The 16,694-nt window shown below is 68.0% G+C and carries 19 protein-coding genes; 12 read left to right on the top strand and 7 right to left on the bottom strand.

Going from position 1 to position 16,694, the window contains the following annotated elements:
* Positions 1-40: 40 nt before the first annotated feature.
* Positions 41-754 (bottom strand): MBL fold metallo-hydrolase, encoded by a 714-nt coding sequence (locus tag AB0L60_RS21100; RefSeq protein WP_364616450.1) that lies wholly within the window; start codon positions 752-754, stop codon positions 41-43.
* A gap of 110 nt (positions 755-864) precedes the next feature.
* Here AB0L60_RS21100 and AB0L60_RS21095 point away from each other — a divergent pair, with 110 nt between their 5' ends.
* Entirely contained in the window at positions 865-1,185 is a 321-nt protein-coding gene (locus AB0L60_RS21095; protein WP_364616447.1) for a hypothetical protein, read from the top strand.
* Positions 1,186-1,322: 137 nt separating this feature from the next.
* Here the strand turns inward: AB0L60_RS21095 and AB0L60_RS21090 are convergent, their stop codons facing one another.
* Positions 1,323-2,288: a carbohydrate kinase family protein gene (locus AB0L60_RS21090; protein ID WP_364616444.1), complete on the bottom strand. Its 966-nt coding sequence runs from the start codon at positions 2,286-2,288 to the stop codon at positions 1,323-1,325.
* Between the two features lie 203 nt (positions 2,289-2,491).
* The gene (locus AB0L60_RS21085) at positions 2,492-2,842 is read right to left on the bottom strand and encodes an iron-sulfur cluster assembly accessory protein (RefSeq protein WP_033089671.1); all 351 of its coding nucleotides are present in this window, start codon (positions 2,840-2,842) and stop codon (positions 2,492-2,494) included.
* A 238-nt stretch (positions 2,843-3,080) separates the two neighbouring features.
* On the opposite strand from AB0L60_RS21085, the gene AB0L60_RS21080 reads away from it, so the two are divergent.
* The gene (locus AB0L60_RS21080; RefSeq protein WP_364616577.1) at positions 3,081-3,728 is read left to right on the top strand and encodes a DUF3043 domain-containing protein; all 648 of its coding nucleotides are present in this window, start codon (positions 3,081-3,083) and stop codon (positions 3,726-3,728) included.
* Between the two features lie 50 nt (positions 3,729-3,778).
* Here the strand turns inward: AB0L60_RS21080 and AB0L60_RS21075 are convergent, their stop codons facing one another.
* Positions 3,779-4,003, bottom strand: coding sequence for a hypothetical protein (locus AB0L60_RS21075; protein ID WP_364616440.1), 225 nt, complete (start codon positions 4,001-4,003; stop codon positions 3,779-3,781).
* Positions 4,000-4,122 (bottom strand): hypothetical protein, encoded by a 123-nt coding sequence (locus tag AB0L60_RS21070; RefSeq protein ID WP_364616437.1) that lies wholly within the window; start codon positions 4,120-4,122, stop codon positions 4,000-4,002. The genes AB0L60_RS21075 and AB0L60_RS21070 overlap by 4 nt, the downstream gene beginning before the upstream one ends.
* 86 nt (positions 4,123-4,208) lie before the next feature.
* Between AB0L60_RS21070 and AB0L60_RS21065 the strand changes: the two genes are divergently transcribed.
* From AB0L60_RS21065 to AB0L60_RS21040, 6 genes are all read left to right on the top strand, one after another.
* Positions 4,209-5,174, top strand: a complete 966-nt coding sequence (locus AB0L60_RS21065) for a helix-turn-helix domain-containing protein (RefSeq protein WP_364616434.1) — start codon at positions 4,209-4,211, stop codon at positions 5,172-5,174.
* 60 nt (positions 5,175-5,234) lie between these two features.
* Positions 5,235-5,507, top strand: coding sequence for a hypothetical protein (locus tag AB0L60_RS21060; RefSeq protein WP_364616431.1), 273 nt, complete (start codon positions 5,235-5,237; stop codon positions 5,505-5,507).
* Between the two features lie 97 nt (positions 5,508-5,604).
* Positions 5,605-7,530 carry a nicotinate-nucleotide--dimethylbenzimidazole phosphoribosyltransferase gene (gene cobT / locus AB0L60_RS21055; protein WP_364616428.1) on the top strand — a complete coding sequence of 642 codons (1,926 nt, stop codon included), beginning with the start codon at positions 5,605-5,607 and terminating at the stop codon, positions 7,528-7,530.
* A 432-nt stretch (positions 7,531-7,962) separates the two neighbouring features.
* Positions 7,963-8,709, top strand: coding sequence for an adenosylcobinamide-GDP ribazoletransferase (locus AB0L60_RS21050; RefSeq protein ID WP_364616425.1), 747 nt, complete (start codon positions 7,963-7,965; stop codon positions 8,707-8,709).
* A gap of 303 nt (positions 8,710-9,012) precedes the next feature.
* Positions 9,013-9,819, top strand: a complete 807-nt coding sequence (locus AB0L60_RS21045) for a DUF4239 domain-containing protein (RefSeq protein WP_364616422.1) — start codon at positions 9,013-9,015, stop codon at positions 9,817-9,819.
* A 42-nt stretch (positions 9,820-9,861) separates the two neighbouring features.
* A complete protein-coding gene (locus AB0L60_RS21040) occupies positions 9,862-10,824 on the top strand; it encodes a hypothetical protein (protein ID WP_364616419.1) in 963 nt (320 codons plus the stop codon).
* Positions 10,825-10,849: 25 nt separating this feature from the next.
* Here the strand turns inward: AB0L60_RS21040 and AB0L60_RS21035 are convergent, their stop codons facing one another.
* Positions 10,850-11,713 (bottom strand): MetQ/NlpA family ABC transporter substrate-binding protein, encoded by an 864-nt coding sequence (locus tag AB0L60_RS21035; protein WP_364616416.1) that lies wholly within the window; start codon positions 11,711-11,713, stop codon positions 10,850-10,852.
* Between the two features lie 147 nt (positions 11,714-11,860).
* Here AB0L60_RS21035 and AB0L60_RS21030 point away from each other — a divergent pair, with 147 nt between their 5' ends.
* The 3 genes from AB0L60_RS21030 to AB0L60_RS21020 are packed head-to-tail and all read left to right on the top strand — an operon-like array spanning position 11,861 to position 14,525.
* Positions 11,861-12,736, top strand: coding sequence for a MetQ/NlpA family ABC transporter substrate-binding protein (locus AB0L60_RS21030; protein WP_364616413.1), 876 nt, complete (start codon positions 11,861-11,863; stop codon positions 12,734-12,736).
* The gene (locus AB0L60_RS21025) at positions 12,733-13,836 is read left to right on the top strand and encodes a methionine ABC transporter ATP-binding protein (protein ID WP_364616410.1); all 1,104 of its coding nucleotides are present in this window, start codon (positions 12,733-12,735) and stop codon (positions 13,834-13,836) included. Before AB0L60_RS21030 ends, AB0L60_RS21025 begins: the two co-directional genes overlap by 4 nt.
* 26 nt (positions 13,837-13,862) lie before the next feature.
* The gene (locus AB0L60_RS21020; RefSeq protein ID WP_364616575.1) at positions 13,863-14,525 is read left to right on the top strand and encodes a methionine ABC transporter permease; all 663 of its coding nucleotides are present in this window, start codon (positions 13,863-13,865) and stop codon (positions 14,523-14,525) included.
* A 28-nt stretch (positions 14,526-14,553) separates the two neighbouring features.
* Here the strand turns inward: AB0L60_RS21020 and AB0L60_RS21015 are convergent, their stop codons facing one another.
* The gene (locus AB0L60_RS21015; RefSeq protein ID WP_364616407.1) at positions 14,554-15,972 is read right to left on the bottom strand and encodes a DUF1254 domain-containing protein; all 1,419 of its coding nucleotides are present in this window, start codon (positions 15,970-15,972) and stop codon (positions 14,554-14,556) included.
* Between the two features lie 48 nt (positions 15,973-16,020).
* Between AB0L60_RS21015 and AB0L60_RS21010 the strand changes: the two genes are divergently transcribed.
* The gene (locus AB0L60_RS21010) at positions 16,021-16,620 is read left to right on the top strand and encodes a DUF234 domain-containing protein (RefSeq protein ID WP_364616404.1); all 600 of its coding nucleotides are present in this window, start codon (positions 16,021-16,023) and stop codon (positions 16,618-16,620) included.
* The last annotated feature ends 74 nt before the right edge of the window (positions 16,621-16,694 follow it).

Here is a 16,694-nt window from a genome sequence, read left to right as displayed (position 1 = left end):
GCGCTGGGCATTTCGGAGGGACATCGCCCGCAGAAGTCGGTCAGCTGGGCATGAACATGTGCCACTGCTCCAGCGTCTGGGGACGCATGACGTAGTTGTGTTCCTTGATGTGGGTGAGCGACGCGCTGGGCTCGTCCGAGTACCAGTGGCCCGGGTAGACCGTCGGGTTCGACTTCAGGTCGGCCAGGTAGCGCAGGCTGCGGAACATGGCGTCGGAGTCGCCGCCGGGGAAGTCGGTGCGGCCGCAGCCGTCGACGAACAGGGTGTCGCCCGCGATCAGCCGATCCTCGAACAGGAAGCACTGGCTGCCCGGCGTGTGGCCGGGAGTGTGCAGAAGTTCGATCTCGAAGTCGCCGACCGCGACCTTGTCGCCGTGCGCGTGGCCGGTCAGCTCGCTGGGCGCGATGCCGGTGACATTGGCGACCCAGGGCAGTTCCTCGGCATTGACGTGGACCGCCACATCGGTCTTCTCCAGCAACTCCTTCACACCGCGCAGGGTGAAGCCCATCATGGTGCCGCCGACGTGGTCGGGGTGGTGGTGGGTGGCCAGGACTCCGGTCAGCCGCATGCCGTCGGTCTCGGCGATGTCGGCCAGCTGCCCCGCCTCGTAGGCGGGGTCGACGACCACGCATTCACCGCTGTCCCGATCCCCGATCAGGTAGGCGAAGTTGCGCATCTGCGTGGCGATCGGATCGCCCACGGCCCAGTCGCGCCCGGAGAGCAACTGGCGAAAGTACAAACGGTCGGAGGCCATGCCTGACAGCGTATTGCCCGCCCGCCGGAACCAGGCATCCGGATCCGCGCAATATGTCCGAAATTGCCGTTTGACCAGGGGATTCCGCGCTGGTCGCCAACGTTGTCGACGTGCCGAACGGTGAAATGTACATTGACCTGGTAATGGCTGTCCTGCCACGGGCGGCCCGGCACTTCTCGGAGAGCCTTATGACCGCCGGAACATACGAGTACAAGAGTGAGTTCGCCCGGCGTTACTTCAGTCGGGGCGAAGCTGAGGGCCAGGCCAAAGGGGAGGCCAAGGCGCTGCTGGCAGTTTTGCGGAGCAGGGGGATCACCGTGGATGAGTCGACCGTCGCTCGCGTCGGGGCGTGCACCGATATCGAGCAGCTCGACGTATGGCTCGACAGAGCGGCTACAGCACGCTTTGCAGACGAGGTGTTCGGGGACTGACGTCCGGTCGCACTCGAGACCCCGGTGCCGACCTTCGCCCTCCGACGTCGGTGAAGAGGCCGGACACGCTTGCCGCGACACGAATCTGCACGCCGATTACGTGATCGGCGTGCAGATTCGATAACTGTCGTGGTTGGTCAGCGCAGAATGGCCTCGATCTCGTCGGTGGCCTCCGGGCCGTAGGCCTCGCGCAGGCGCTTCATGGCGACGTCATGGTCGAGGGTCCAGTCCTGGGGGCCAACGGTTTCCAGGACCAGGACCGCCACCAGCGAGCCGAGCTGGGCCGAACGCTCCAGGGACAGGCCCGCGGACTGGCCGGTGAGGAAGCCCGCGCGGAAGCCGTCGCCGACGCCGGTCGGGTCGACCTTGGCGATCTCGGGGACCACGTCGACGTGCAGTTCGGCGCCGTCGCGGTCGACGACCTTGGCGCCCTTCGAGCCCAGGGTGGTGACGCGAATGCCCACGCGCTCACCGATTTCCGCCTCGCTCAGGCCGGTCTTCTGGAGCATGATGCCCCATTCGTACTCATTGGTGAACAGGTAGTCCGCGCCGTCGATGAGGCGCAGGATGGTCTCGCCGTCCACCAGCGCCAGCTGCTGGGAGGGGTCGGCGGCGAAGCGGATTCCGGCGGCGCGGCACTGATCGGTGTGGCGCAGCATGGCTTCCGGGTCGTCGGCGCCGACGAGCACCAGCTCCAGGTCGCGGCCCAGCTGGGTGATGTCGATCTCGCGGGACTCGGTCATGGCACCCGGGTAGAAGGAGGCGATCTGCGCCATGGTCTCGTCGGTGGTGCAGACGAAGCGCGCGGTGTGGGCCTCGGTGGAGACGCGCACGGCCGAGCAGTCGACGCCGTTGTCCTCCAACCACTTCCGGTACTCGCCCCAGTCCTGGCCGACGGCGCCGACCAGCAGCGGGGTGCGGCCCAGCACGCCCATGGCGTAGCTGATGTTGCCGGCCACGCCGCCCCTGCGGATGACCAGATCATCGACGAGGAAGCTGAGCGACACATGCTGCAGCTGGTCGGCCAGCAGCACATCGGAGAACTTGCCCGGGAAACGCATGAGGTGATCGGTCGCGATGGAAGCGGACACGGCGATGGTCACGGGGTAGATCCTTCGGTGACGTGCGGCTGCGCACCGGGATGCGGAGATGACAGACGCGGGGGCCGGCGGTGGATGACGCGGCCGACAGGCCGCAGTTCGAAACTACTCTGCCCGAGACAGGGTATTCCAGATCTCGTATGAGTCAGCGCACACAACAGCGCGGAACATCCGGTGTCGGACGTTCCGCGCTGGCGGACGCTATATCAGTTGAAGCTGTCGCCGCAGGCGCAGGAGCCGGTGGCGTTCGGGTTGTCGATGGTGAAACCCTGCTTCTCGATGGTGTCGACGAAGTCGATCGAGGCACCCTGCACGTAGGGGGCGCTCATCCGGTCGACCGCGAGCTTGACGCCGCCGAACTCCACGACCAGGTCGCCGTCGAGGCTGCGGTCGTCGAAGAAGAGCTGGTAGCGGAGGCCCGCACAACCGCCGGGCTGGACTGCGATGCGAAGGGCGAGATCGTCGCGGCCTTCCTGATCCAGCAGCGCCTTCGCCTTCGAGGCGGCGGCGTCGGTCAGAGTCACACCGTGAGTGGTGGTCTCGTTCTGCACAGTCATGAACTCTCCTAAGGGGACCTGTTTTCAACCCGTGAAGGCATGGCCGCCACCTCCCCGGGCCCGTTTCGATGGCTACCAACACCTGCTGGCAGGCGATTATTCCCCATCCTACGCGGCGCGTATTCCCCGGACGGCCCAGGTTGTGCAGTCGCTGACAGATAGCTGGTGAGGTGTGCGACACAACAATCGGGGAGACCAGGATTTTCCGGCAGACATGGCATCGAATAGCCTGGTCGGCGTGAAGTTCCTGCGCCGTGGCGAGTCCACCCCCACCTCCGACAGCTCCAGCACCGATGCCGTCGCCGCGGTGGAGGACAAGACCGTCACCCTGGGTAAAGGGCGGCCGACCCCGTCGCGGCGGGAAGCCGAGGGTCGCCGCCGCGGTCCAGTGGCGCCCGCGCCCAAGACCGCCAAGGAGGCCCGCGCCCGCCGCAAGGCGCTGCGCGGGACCAAGGAGGAGCGCAAGGCGTCCTCGGCCGAGCGCAAGGCCGATATGAACGATCGGCGCTCGCGCATGCTCGCCGGTGAGGAGCAGTTCCTGCTCCCGCGCGACAAGGGCCCGGTCAAAAAGTACGTCCGCGACATCGTGGACGCGCGCCGCAATCTGCTCGGCCTGTTCATGCCGCTGGCGCTGGTGCTGATCCTCAGCATGATCCTGTCGCCGGCGCTGCAGGCGATCGTCACGCTGGCCATGCTGGTGATGATGCTGTTCATGATCATCGAGGGCGTCGTCCTCGGCCGGATCGTGAACAAGCGGGTCCGGGAGCGCTACCCGGACACTGCGGATTCTTCGTTCTCGCTGGGCTGGTACGCCTTCGTGCGCGCCTCGCAGGTGCGCCGCATGCGTGCCCCGAAGCCGCAGGTGAGCCCGGGCGACGCGGTCTGATTACCGTCGGCGCTGGACGGACTCCCTGACGGGCGGTGTCTCACCGCCCGTCAGTTGTGTTCGCGGTAGGTCGACAGGGCGCGGATCTCGAGCGCCATGCGGTCGCGGTCGCGGTCGACGACATGGCTGGAACCGGTCATCTCCCAGGCGTTTTCGCGGTGGAAGGGGACGGCTCGGCCGGCCGCGGCCAGCAGGGCGACGATGCGGCGGAACAGGGTGACTGCCTCGGGGGTGCCGGTCGCGGTGCGGAACTGACCGGAGGTGATGGTGGTCATGCGCGGATCTCGCTCTCATCGAGAGGTTCGGTGGTGTCTCCGGCCATGAAGCCGAAGGTCAGGGTGCCGAGCGCTGCCATGGCGGTTCCGGCTGCGACGATTGCGGACAGTGCTTGCATGGCAGTAAGTTTTCTCTAGGGAAGTTCCTGCCAACAGTGGCTGTTCTGACATTGTTCGCAAATATCCGGCCAGAGGGGATCGGACCATGCTCTCGAAGGTCGCCGTCGTACTCAACGACAACCTCGCCATGTTCGAATTCGGCGTCGTCTGTGAGGTTTTCGGCCTCGACCGGACCGCGGACGGACTGCCCGCCTTCGACTATCGGGTCTGTGGCGCGGAGCCGGGGAAACCGCTGAAGTCCAGCTCACCGGGCATTCACGTGACCCCGGAGTACGGACTCGAGGAGCTGCGCGACGCGGATCTGGTTGCCATTCCGGCCTTTCCGATCTTCGCGGACAATCCCTTCGACCAGCGCGTGGTGGATGCCGTGCGGGACGCCGCGCAGGCCGGGGCCACGGTGCTCACGGTGTGCTCGGGGGCCTTCCTGGCGGGTGCGGCCGGGTTGCTCGACGGGCGCAAGTGCACCACGCACTGGCGGTATGTCGATCTGCTGGCGGAACAGTTTCCGCAGGCCACCATCGATCCCGATGTCCTCTACGTGGACGAGGGCAATCTCATCACCAGCGCGGGCACCGCGGCCGGCATCGACGCCTGCCTGCATCTGGTGCGGCGCGAACTGGGCAGTAGCGTCGCGAACGCCATCGCCCGCCGCATGGTGGTGCCGCCGCAACGCGATGGCGGGCAGCGGCAGTTCATCGAGCGGCCGGTGGTGGACTGCGATTCCGACAGCCTGAGCGAGACCCTGCACTGGATGGGTGAGCATCTGGAACTTCCGCACACGGTCGAAGCGCTGGCCGCGCGTAGCGCCATGTCGACGCGCACGTTCGCGCGCCGCTTCGCCGCCGAGACCGGGACGACGCCGGTGAAATGGCTGACCGGGCAGCGGGTGCTGCTGGCCAAGCAGTTGCTGGAGGACACCGACCTGGATCTCGAATCCCTCGCTCACCGTTGCGGATTCGGGTCCGGGGCGCTGCTGCGGCATCACTTCCAGCGGGTGGTGGGGATCGCGCCCGTCGAGTACCGGCGGCGGTTCGGCGCCCGCGTGTCTTGAATTGGCGCTGCTCGAAACGGGCGCTGTCCGAAGCGGTGCCTCCGGCTACGATGCGCAACCGTGCGTTGGGGAGTGATGATCGCGGCCGTGCCCTTGGCGGTGCTGGTGGCCGGTGGGACCGCCGGGTGCAAGGATCCGCGGAATGCGGCGGGGGACTGTGTGGTGGGGACTTCGCCCGAATCGCATGTGAAGCCGGCGCCCTGCTCGGGGCGGCACGACGGCAAGATCATCGCGAGTGTGAACCATCGATCGGACTGCCCGCAGGGCACGGACTGGTCGTATACCGCCAAGGACCTGAAGGTCATGTGCGTGCACAACGAGCAGAGCTCCTGAGCCGCACCCGGACGCGGGCGGTGCGACTGCCGTCCGCGGGCGTGTGATCGTCGTGCCTACTCGGCCGGAGCACAGCTGCAGTTGATACCGTGCTGACGTGTCGCACACTGCTCAGACAACCGATCGGCCGTTGCGGACCCTGGTGCTCGGTGGCGCCCGGTCCGGGAAGTCGGCTTACGCGGAACAGTTGGTCGCGTCGGAGGCGGTGCGGTACGTAGCCACCGCGGTGGCCGATCCGGCCGACGCCGACTTCGCCGAACGTATTGCGGCGCACCGGGCTCGGCGGCCCGCGAACTGGAAGATCGTGGAGGGCGACGCCGTCGCCGCACTGGCCGAGGCCACCCCCGTCACCCTGGTCGACGACCTGGGCACCTGGCTGACCGCGCGGCTCGATGCGCGCGCCGCCTGGGAGTCGCCGCGCGGCGTCGTCGCGCCGGATATCGACGCGCTCGTCAGCGCGGTGGCCGGATACGGGCAGCGGCTGATCATCGTCAGCCCCGAGGTGGGGCTCGGCGTCATTCCGGCGACCGCCTCCGGTCGTCTGTTCCGCGATGAGATCGGCACGCTGAACCAGCGGCTCGCGGAGGTTTGCGACGAGGTCTTCCTGGTGGTGGCCGGGCAGCCGATGCGGATCAAGCCCGACGTCGCGGCCGTGCTCGCGGATGCGGCCGGAGCGAATTCTGCCGCCGCAGTGGCGACTTCGGCCCATGCTTATGGAATCGACGCGGATGGAGCTGCGGTGCAGCCGGTTTCGGCCGCTACCGCGGAAGCTGGATCGATCGGCAGCGGTGCGATGCCCGCCGCGGCGGCAGTTGGCACTTCGACCGCGCAGGACAATGCGACGGCGGTCGGTGCAGATACCGCGACCGGCAGTGCGGACCTAGCCGGTGCGGGCTCCGCGACTGCGGCGAGTGCGACCGGGGACATCTCAGGCGCCCCGGTTCTGGCCAAGCCCGTGCGGATCTCGTTCGGGCCGGTGCAGGGTCCCGACGCCGGGGTGCGGAAGGCCGCCGAGGCGCGGCAGTTGCAGCTGACCAAGCCCGCCGGGGCGCTGGGGCGGCTCGAGAAGCTGGCCAACTGGGTTGCGGCATGCCAGGGTGTGTGCCCGCCAAAGCAGTTCGAGCGGGCTCGGGTGGTGGTCTTCGCGGGCGATCACGGGGTGGCGCGGCACGGGGTGTCGGCCTACCCGAGCGAGGTGACCGGGCAGATGGTCGCCAACTTCCTGAACGGCGGGGCCGCGGTGAACGTGCTGGCGCGCCTGGCCGATGCCACCGTCCGGGTCGAGGACATCGCGGTGGAATCCGATACCGCGCCGGAGATCTCGCGGCACAAGGTGCGGCGGTCCAGCGGCTCCATCGATCGTGAGGACGCGCTGACCGAGGCCGAGGTGCAGGCGGCGCTGACCGCGGGCGCGACCATCGCCGACGAGGAAATCGATTCCGGCGCAGACCTTCTCATCGCCGGTGACATGGGCATCGGCAACACCACGCCCGCCACCGTGCTGATCGCGGCCGTCACCGACACCGAGCCGGTGATCGCCGTCGGCCGCGGCACCGGCGTCGACGATGCCGGATGGATCCGCAAGACCGCCGCCGTCCGCGACGCCATGTGGCGGGCCCGCCCGGTGGTCAAGGACCCGGTTGCCCTGCTGCGCACCGCATCCGGCGCGGACTTCGCCGCCATGGCCGGCTTCCTCGCCCGCGCCGCGGCCCGCCGCACCCCGGTCATCCTGGACGGCGTCGTGGTCACCGCCGCCGCCGTGGTCGCCGACCAACTGGCCCCGGGCGCCCGCGCCTGGTGGGTGGCGGGCCACCGCTCCAGCGAGCCCTCCCACACCATCGCCCTCCAGCGCCTCGACCTCGACCCCCTGGTCGACATGAGCATGCGCCTGGGCGAAGGCTCCGGCGCGGTCGCGGCCCTGCCGCTGCTCCGCGCCGCCGTCGCCACCCTCGGCGAGATGGCGACCTTCGACTCCGCCGGAGTCAGCACCGCCGACGCAGGCGCCGAAGCCGCCGGTGCCTAGCTCCCCACCGCTCGCGGTACCGAGCGCCGCCTCGCGAGACGCGGTGCCGCGCAACCCGGTACGACGCCATGCGGTCGTAACGTCCCGGCCGAATGCCGCCGCCCGCGACCAGCGCACCCACGGCAGCTCCGCTGGTATGCCCGAACGACTGCGCTTGCGCGTCGGCTCTATCAGTGCGCCGGAGCGACTCAGCTGGTGTGCCGGTTCTATGAGTGCGCAGGAGCGACTCAGCTGGTGTGCCGGTTCTATGAGTGCGCCGGAGCGACTCAGCTGGTGTGCCGGGTTTGTGGATGGGCCGGAGCGGCTGGAACCGTGCGCGGGATCTGCGGGAGTGCAGGCGGGGCCAGGGTGGTGCACCCGGGGTTCCGTGCCCGGTACCGGGGTGGTGGGAGCTGCGAAAAGGGCAGTGTGGGAACGGTTCCGGGGGATCGCGTGAACGCGGTTCGGCTGGCGGTGTCGTGGTTGACCGTGCTGCCGGTGAGGGGGCCGGACGAGGTGGATCGGGCCGTGGCGGGGCGGGCGATCGCCTGGGCGCCGCTGGTCGGGGTGCTGCTCGGGGGACTGGGTGCCGGATTGCTGTGGGGGCTGGGCGCATTGGGGGCTGCGTGGCTGCTGGCCGGATTTGTGGGGGTGGCCGGGCTGGCGTTGATCACGCGGGGGATGCATGTCGACGGGCTGGCCGACACCATGGATGGGCTGGGGAGTTATGGGTCGCCGGAGCGGGCCCGGGAGATCATGAAGAGTGGTGGGGCGGGGCCGTTCGGGGTGGCGGCGTTGGTGTTCGTGATTGGGATTCAGGCGGTTTCGCTGGGGGCGCTGGCCGGGGGCGGGCGGTGGCTGGCGGTGGTGGTTGCGGTCGCTGTCGGGCGGGTCGCGGTGGTGCTGGCCTGCCGGAGGGGGATCGAGGCGGCTCCGGGTGCGGGATTCGGGGCGCTGGTGGCGGGGACGCAGCATTCGGTGCTGGGTTGGGTCTGGGGTGGGATCGCGTGTCTCGCAGCGGTGTTCGCCACCGGGAATCCGTGGCAGGGGCCACTGGCCGTAGTGGTGGCACTGGCGGGGGCGATGCTGCTGGTGCGGCACTGTGTGCGGCGGTTCGGCGGCCTCAACGGTGACGTGCTCGGTGCTGCACTGGAAGTGAGCGTCACGGTCGCTGCCGCAGTGCTGTCGTTCGCCCGCTAGGTGCTGCGGCGGAATTCCTCTCCGCCGGCTGCATGGGCTGAAGGTCGGTGCCATCGGCCGGGAATTCGGCAGCCGGCGCCAAGCTCGCGGGGATCGGGACGAAGGTGCCGGCGGGCGGCATCCGTGGGGCTCAGTCGATGAGCACTGCGACACGCCCGAGTATGGGAAATGTCGAGGCGCGCAGTGGATTTGCCGCATTCGTCGCGACCGGGTGGCAGTTCGTGTGCCCTTCGCGATCCGACCGCACGGTGGCCGCGAATACCTCATGATCGCAACTGCCATGGGTGGGAATGGAGTCGTGCAATGCTCGGAATCCTGATGCAGCTGGGTGTGCTGGTGTTGTTCGCGGTGGTGGCGGTGGGGGTCTTCGTCGTCGGTGATCGGGTGCGGCCGAAGTCGTGGCGGCACAGCGACGATGCGGGGGCGGGGCACATGATGCTGGACATGGTCAATATGTTCTTCGCGGCCATCGTGGCGTTCGTGGTGGTGATCCTGTGGGAGCAATACGACACCTCCCATCAGCACACGGTGAGCGAGGGCAAGGCGCTGGTCAGTGTGTACGAGACCGCCAATGACATGCCGGCGCAGGATCGTAAGCAGATCCGGTCGCTGGTGACCGACTACACCAAGCAGGTAATCGGCGACGAGTGGAAGGTCATGGACGAGCAGCGGCAGCTGAGCCCGGCCGCGCAGGCGACACTGGACGATCTGCGCCAGGCGGTGGCCTCCGCGCCCGCCACCGACGCCGATGCCAAATCGACCCAGGACAAGGCGCTCACCGCGGTGGACGCGATCGCCGAGGCTCGCTACGACCGCGGCCTGGATGCGGCATACCGACTGCCTGGATTCCTTTATGTGGCACTGTGGTTCGCGACCGTCATGCTGCTGTTCGGCACCGTCTTCTCCGGCGTAGTGGTCACCAAACGCAGCATCCTCATGACCGGACTCTTCGGTGTGGTGATCGGTGCGGTCATCGTGGCCATCTACCAGCTGGACCAGCCGTTCTCAGGCGGCAACCACGTCTCCAAGGACGCCTACGAGCTGGCCCTGGCCCGCTTCCAGCACATCGCCTCGGACGCGCCGGTGGCGAGCGGCGGCAATCCGCGCTGATCTGCTCGACCGCGCAACCCGCACTTGGCTTTCGGAGGCGACGTGGACAGAACTCGAAGAACAGCACGAGGATTCGCGGCGGCGATCGCGGTGCCACTGACCGCGGCGCTGCTCGCCATTCATCCGAAGGTCGCGGCCGCCGATCCCGGACTACCGGAGCTGCCGTCGATCGGTGAGATCATCAGCTGCAGCGCGGCTCCGGATACCGGGGCCGCACCGATCGACGCGTCGACGGGGAACGCGCTCGGGCTGGGCACAGGCAGCAGCTACACCGGAAGCCAGGGCGGCGCGGGCAAGGGCGGGGCCACCACCGGCAGCTCGGCGGGAGTGGCGCAGAGTCCGGTGGCCGGATTCCGGCTCGGTACCGGCGCATCCGACAGCGCGGAACCAGCGGACGGAACCGCGCCGCGCACAGCGGATCTCGCAATACCCGGACCGGCCGAGAGTCCGGCCGCCGCCTCGAACACCCTCGGCGGCCTGCTCGGCCTGAACTCGGGCAGCGTGCTCACCGCCTGTGCGGGCAGTGCTGTGCTGGGCAGTGCGGCACTGGGTTTGGGCATGCTGACCGGCAGCAGCATGGGCTCGGGATTGATCGGCCCCGGCTTCGTTCCCGGGTCGAGCGGGCTGGTCGGGCCGGGCTCGGCGGGAGCGGGCAGCGTGGCGGTGGGCAGCGCGGCCACCGGAAGCGCGCTGCTGACCTGCATGCTCATGCTGCCGGTGCCCATGGCGCCGGGACCCTGTATCCCGCTGCAGATCCCGCCCGCGCCTGCCATTGTGCCCGCGGCCGCACCGATACCCGTACCGGCGCCTGCGGCGATTCCCCCTGCGCCGGTGCCGGTTCCGCCGCTGCCGCCCCCACCGCCGCCCGTCGAATACGCCGCCCCCGTTCCACCCGAGCAACGGCTACCGCTGACCGCTCTCCAGGTCATGACGGTCATGATCATCACCATCATTGCCGGGGCCCGTGCCCGCCTCGCCCGCGCCCACCGCGGAGCGGTCGACTAGCGGGAAGCCGTCGACGAGACGAAAGTCATTGCCGGAACTTGGCTTCCAGATCGGCGGCGGTGGCCTGGAGATCGGCCGCGGCGTTGGTCTTGAAAATGCCCTGGAATCCCGCCTCGGCCTTGATCGCCGCCTCCACCTCCGGGTCGTGGTAGATCTGCGTCAGCTGCACGTACTTCGGGTTGTCCTTGTCGGCGGCCCGCCCGGCGAAGATATTGATGTACTGCTTCAGGTCCGGACGGTTCGGGTCATCGGTGTAGATGATCTGATCATTGGTCAGCCCCGCCTGCCGCGCCCAGGTGTCGTCCACGTAGGCGGCATCCACGCTGTCCAGTGACGCGGCGGTCAGCGTCGGATCGATGGTGGTGAGCCGCACCTTGGATGCGGACTTGTCGACGTCCTCGAGCTTCGAATCCCACGAGCCGCCGTTCTTCAGCACGATCAGCCCGGCGGCGGCCAGGTTGAGCAGCGGCCGGACCTGATTGGCGGGATTGTTGCTCAGGGTGATCTCCCCGCCCTGGGGGATCTCCGACACGGACCGGTGCTTCTTCGAGTACAGGCCCAGCGGGTAGATCTCCGTGGCCCCGATCGGTACGAGCGTGTCGTTGTTGCGGGCGTTGTAGTTGGCCAGATACCGGATGTGCTGGAACTTGTTGAGGTCGATGCGGCCCTGGGACAGCGCCGGATTCGGCTGGTTGTAGTCGGTGAAATTGGTGAACTCGACCGTGATGCCCGCGGCGGCGGCCTTCCTCTTGAACACCTCCCAGTGCGGTTGTGAGAGATCGTTCACGCCGATGCGGACCACGTCGCCGTGGTGTTCCGTGCCACAGGCGGCAGTCAGGGCCAGCGCGAGCAGGACCGGAATCACCAGGAAACGGCGGAATTTTCGCATTTCAGGCACCGTAGGCGAGCGGTCGGCGCGGCCGGAAGCGTTTGGCTCCCCCGGATCGCAATCATTGCCCGGCGATTGCCCGCACGGTTGCATGGCCGGGTTCGATTTCCACCTGTCACGAAGCAGTACAAGCATGCGGGAGCACGAGTGAAATTCCATCGGGTACTGGCGATCCCGGTCCTGGTAGCAGCCGTCGCGAGCCTCACCCTCACGGCCTGCGGCAGCAGCGGCGACTCCGGCGGCACCACGGTGCGTATCGGCACCACCGAGTCCGATCCGCACTGGGACGTTTTCAAGGACAAGGCCAAGGAACAGGGCATCAACCTGAATATCGTCCACTACTCGGACTACTCGCAGCCGAATACGGCGCTGGCGCAGAGGCAGATCGATGTGAATCTGTTCCAGCACCTCCAGTTCCTGGGGCAATACAACGTGGCCAACAATCAGGATCTGACGCCGATCGGGGCCACGCAGATCGTGCCGCTGGGGCTGTACTCCAAGAAGCACAAGTCGGTGGCCGAGATCCCGCAGGGCGGGGAGATCGCCATTCCGAACGATCCGACCAATCAGGCGCGGGCGCTGTTCGTCCTGCAGGCGGCCGGGCTGCTGAAGATCAACGGGTCCGTTCGCCAGCCGACGCCCGCCGACGTGGACAAGGGCGCGTCGAAGGTGAAGGTGACCGCGGTCGACGCGGCGCAGACGGCGCTGTCGCTGGAGTCGGTGGACGGGTCCGTCGTCAACAACACCTACCTGCTCAAGTCCGGCATCGATCCGAAATCCGCGCTGTACAAGGATGATCCGGGCAATCCCGGCGCCGAGCCGTACATCAACGCCTTCGTGACCCGGGCCGCGGACAAGAGCAATGCCACCTACCTGAAGCTGGTGGACATCTTCCACAGCCCCGAGGTGCAGAAGTCGGTGCAGGAGGATTCCAAGGGCACCGCGCTCGAAGTGACGAGGAGCGGGCCCGAGCTGGAGCAGATCCTGGCGCGGGTGCAGCAGACCATCCGCGATACCAAGTGAGCGACGACGGTGCCGCAGACGGCGGGAACTCGGCCGCGACCGGCGGGAGCTCCGTCGCGGCCGTCGAATTCCGGTCGGTCACCAAGGTTTTCCGGACCGGCAAACAGCGCCACACGGCGCTCGACGGCATCGACCTGCGCATCGAGCAGGGCGAGATCTTCGGTGTGATCGGCTATTCCGGCGCGGGCAAGTCCACGCTGGTCCGGCTGATCAACGCCCTGGAGCAGCCCACCGAGGGCACCGTGCTCGTCTCCGGAGACCCCATTACCGGCGTCCCGGAAACGCGGGTCCGACAGCTGCGCCGCGATATCGGCATGGTGTTCCAGCAGTTCAACCTGTTCCGCTCGCGCACTGCCGCCGGCAATATCGAATACCCGTTGAAAGTGGCGGGCTGGCCACGTGCGCGGCGGAAGGCGCGCGTGGCGGAACTGCTGGAGTTCGTGGGACTTTCGGACAAAGCGCGCAGCTACCCGGACCAGTTGTCCGGCGGCCAGAAACAGCGCGTCGGCATCGCCCGGGCACTGGCCACCTCGCCGTCACTGCTGCTCGCCGACGAGGCGACCTCGGCGCTGGACCCGGAGACCACCGGCGAGGTGCTGCGACTGCTGAAGAAGATCAACCGCGAGCTCGGCGTCACCATCGTGGTCGTCACCCACGAAATGGACGTCATCCGCGCGGTGGCAGACCGCGTCGCGGTGCTGGCCGAGGGCCGAATCGTGGAGTTGGCCAGCACGTTCGAGGTGTTCTCCGCACCCGCGGCTCCACCCACTCGATCATTCGTCGAGACGGTCCTGCACAACCGTCCGACCGCCGACGAACTACAGCGGCTGGGAGAGCGGCGCGCCGGCCGCCTGGTGACCGTTGCCGTCGACGACGAGCACGGGATCGGTCCGGCCCTGGCCGCCGCCGGAGCCCAGGGCGTCAGCTTCGAGATCGTCTTCGGCGGCGTGAGCACCTTGCAGGACAAGACCTTCGGCAGCCTGACCCTCGCCCTGGACGGCCCCGAGGACGCGGTGCGCCAGGTCGCCGAGCGCCTCGAGTTGGGGGCGTCCGTTCGCAAGGTGGCGGTGGAGGCTGAGAGCGATCGGAGGAGTGCATGAGTGGCGGTGTGAGCAGTCTGGCTGCCGTGCATACGGATTGGGATCGGCTGCGGCCTGTTCTCAGTGAGGCTGTTGGGACCACGATCTACCTGGTGCTGCTCACCTTTGTTGTCGGGGGCACTATCGGGCTGGCGTTGGGGACCGCGCTCTATACGACGCGCAAGGGTGGGTTGCTGGCGAATGCGCCGATCAATCTGGTGTTGAACGTACTGGTGAATGTGGTGCGGCCGATTCCGTTCATCATCTTGCTGGCTGCGCTGGGGCCGGTGACGCTGAAGGTGATCGGGACGACGATCGGGACGGATGCGGCGGCGTTCGTGATGATCGTGGCGGCTTCGTTCGGGATCGCGCGGATCGTCGAGCAGAATCTGGTGACCGTGGATCCGGGGGTGATCGAGGCGGCGCGGTCGATGGGGGCGGGGCCGCTGCGGATCATTCTCACGCTGCTGATTCCGGAAGCGTTGGGGCCCTTGGTGCTCGGGTACACCTTCGTCGTGATCGCCATTGTCGATATGTCGGCCATGGCTGGGACGGTCGGTGGTGGCGGGCTGGGTGACTTCGCGCTCGTGTACGGCTATCAGCGATTCGACTGGCAGGTCACGCTGGTGGCGACGCTGATCATTATCGCCGGGGTGCAAGGCATTCAGTTCCTCGGCAACTGGCTGGCCCGCCGGGTGCTGCGCCGGTGAGGACGCGTGCGACCCGGCGGGACCTCGGTCAGCTCAGCTTCTCCAGCTTCGGGACCTGCCACTGCCCGTTCAGCACCTCGTCTTTCGGCGCGTACAGCCGCAGGGTGAGGGAGAACGGGCCGGTCTCCGGAATGGGCAGCCAGTGGCCGTCGGGCACGTCCGCGCCGGGATCGGCGCTCTGCACGGCGATCTCGACCGTGCCGTCGGCGGCGGGTTTGAGCGGCACCAGGTGGCCCACCGAGTAGATGCCCGCCGGATTCTGGATCAGGTAGCTCTGCTCGTCATAGGCCGTGAGCGACCAGAACGCGCCGACCGGCGGCAGCTGATCCTTGGCGAAGGTCACCCGGAATCGGTCGCCGCTCTCGGCGTTCGTGTCGATGCTCGGGTACACCGCGTCCCGGGGCAGATTCGCGCCCAGGCCGACCGCCGCGACCTGCGCGCGCAACATGTAGTTCGTGCCGTACGTGCCGATATTGAGATCGAAGGTCCAGTCGTTCTGATGCTGGGCCTTGGGGTCCCGGTAGGCGGCGAGCTGTTTGCGGGCATCGGCGACGGCCGCGGTGAGGACGTCCGGGGGCGCGGTGCTCCCGGTGGCGTCGGTGGTGATGCCGATGGCGGCGAATCGCTTCATGGCATCGACGTCATCGGGCGCGGGCGGGTTGCGGGCCATCACCGCGCACACACGGGTGAAGAAGGTGGGGCCGTCCATCTTCATCACCATCTGGGCCGGGACGCCGCCGCCCGCGAGCTGGGCGCCCGGGCCGCCGTGCACCGCGCTCGGGTCGTCGCTCCAGATGCTCAGCGGGGCCAGCTTCAGCTTCTGCTGCAGAGCCCGCACGTGCTTGATGTCGTTGTCGCCCTTGTACTCGATGCGGCCGAGCAACCAGCTGGTGTCGGTGGGCATGGCCAGCTGGGTCATGCCGTCGGGCACCGTGCCCTTCCAGCCCGGCCCGGTGACCAGGTAGGTGTACGGCGGGCTCGGAACCCCGTCGTCGAGCCGGGGGTTCGTGCTGGCCGGATCGTGCACCGTATTGGTCCACGCGTCCAGGAGCTGCATGAGCCAATATCGGCCGGATTCGATGGCGGGCACCTGCACCACCATCGGCTCGGCGCTCAGGTCCAGCCAGGCCTGCGAGTAGAGGGTGTCCAGGTTGAGCCGGACCACCTGCTTCTCCTCCGGCGTGGGCGGATTCTGGTGCACGAATTGATTGGCCGGGCCGCCGGTTTCGCGGGTGACGTCCATGAGCACCAGCGGAAACCCGAAGATGTAGGCATCGGTGGCGATGGCCCTGGGGTCGTTGGCGGCCGGGGTGGTGCTGGTCGCGGTCGAGCTGCTGCCCGACTTGCCGCAGGCGGGCAGGCCGAGGGTGGCCAGCGCGGCGGCGCCGAGTCCGAGGGCCGTGCGGCGGTTGACGCGCGGGGCGTCGCCAGTGGACGGGAGATCCATTGATACCGAGTCCTTTCCGAGAAGGTGTGGTGGCGAGGAGGACTTCCGGTGATACGAACACCCTATTGCAGTAGCACTGCAAGTTTAGTGGCTAACCAGTGGTTACCGTACTGCTGCGGCAGCGCAGGGGCGCGCAAAATGAGCTCGGCCGATCTGATCGTCACCGGCGGACCGATCGTCACCGTCGACGGAACCACCCATCGGGCGAGCGTCGGAACGGGTACAGCTTCCTGGCCTATCGGCCCACGAGTCGTCGAAGTCTCCTATGAGTGGACGACGTGGCGTGGCCGCGCGGTAGAACCGGTGATCCGGGAATCACTGCTGCGCTTGCTGCCCAATGCCCGATGGCCGGAAACCGAAGCAGTGGGCGGCTGGTGGAATCGGCAGAACAATCCCGAGCTCGATTTGATCGGTGCCGATCGCGAACCCATCGCGGGTGCAGTGCGTTTCATCGGATCGATCAAATGGCTGGAGGATCGACCCTTCGATCGCCACGACTACGATGCCCTCGCACGCGGTGTGCTCGCCGTGCCCGGCGCGCAGTTCGAAACTCCTTTGGTGGCGGTCTCGCGCTCCGGGGTGGACGGCGACCTGCCGGTTGCGGCCCACTGGGGGCCGGAGGATCTGCTACTGCGTGCCTGGCACTGAACAGCGGAAGAATCCGCCTGGCAGGCGTCGCGCCGAAAACATAATGGCCGCACACCCGGATGGGTGTGCGGCCA

Source organism: Nocardia sp. NPDC051981 (assembly GCF_040680715.1).
Lineage (GTDB): Bacteria > Actinomycetota > Actinomycetes > Mycobacteriales > Mycobacteriaceae > Nocardia.
This window is presented reverse-complemented; position numbering and strand designations above follow the sequence as displayed.

Coding starts and splice junctions, on each gene's coding strand:
- AB0L60_RS21070 (WP_364616437.1), bottom strand. CDS start 4,122: ATGCAAGCACTGTCCGCAATCGTCGCAGCCGGAACCGCCATGGCAGCG.
- AB0L60_RS21100 (WP_364616450.1), bottom strand. CDS start 754: ATGGCCTCCGACCGTTTGTACTTTCGCCAGTTGCTCTCCGGGCGCGAC.
- AB0L60_RS21035 (WP_364616416.1), bottom strand. CDS start 11,713: ATGCGAAAATTCCGCCGTTTCCTGGTGATTCCGGTCCTGCTCGCGCTG.
- AB0L60_RS21085 (WP_033089671.1), bottom strand. CDS start 2,842: ATGACTGTGCAGAACGAGACCACCACTCACGGTGTGACTCTGACCGAC.
- AB0L60_RS21075 (WP_364616440.1), bottom strand. CDS start 4,003: ATGACCACCATCACCTCCGGTCAGTTCCGCACCGCGACCGGCACCCCC.
- AB0L60_RS21065 (WP_364616434.1), top strand. CDS start 4,209: ATGCTCTCGAAGGTCGCCGTCGTACTCAACGACAACCTCGCCATGTTC.
- AB0L60_RS21015 (WP_364616407.1), bottom strand. CDS start 15,972: ATGGATCTCCCGTCCACTGGCGACGCCCCGCGCGTCAACCGCCGCACG.
- AB0L60_RS21045 (WP_364616422.1), top strand. CDS start 9,013: ATGCTCGGAATCCTGATGCAGCTGGGTGTGCTGGTGTTGTTCGCGGTG.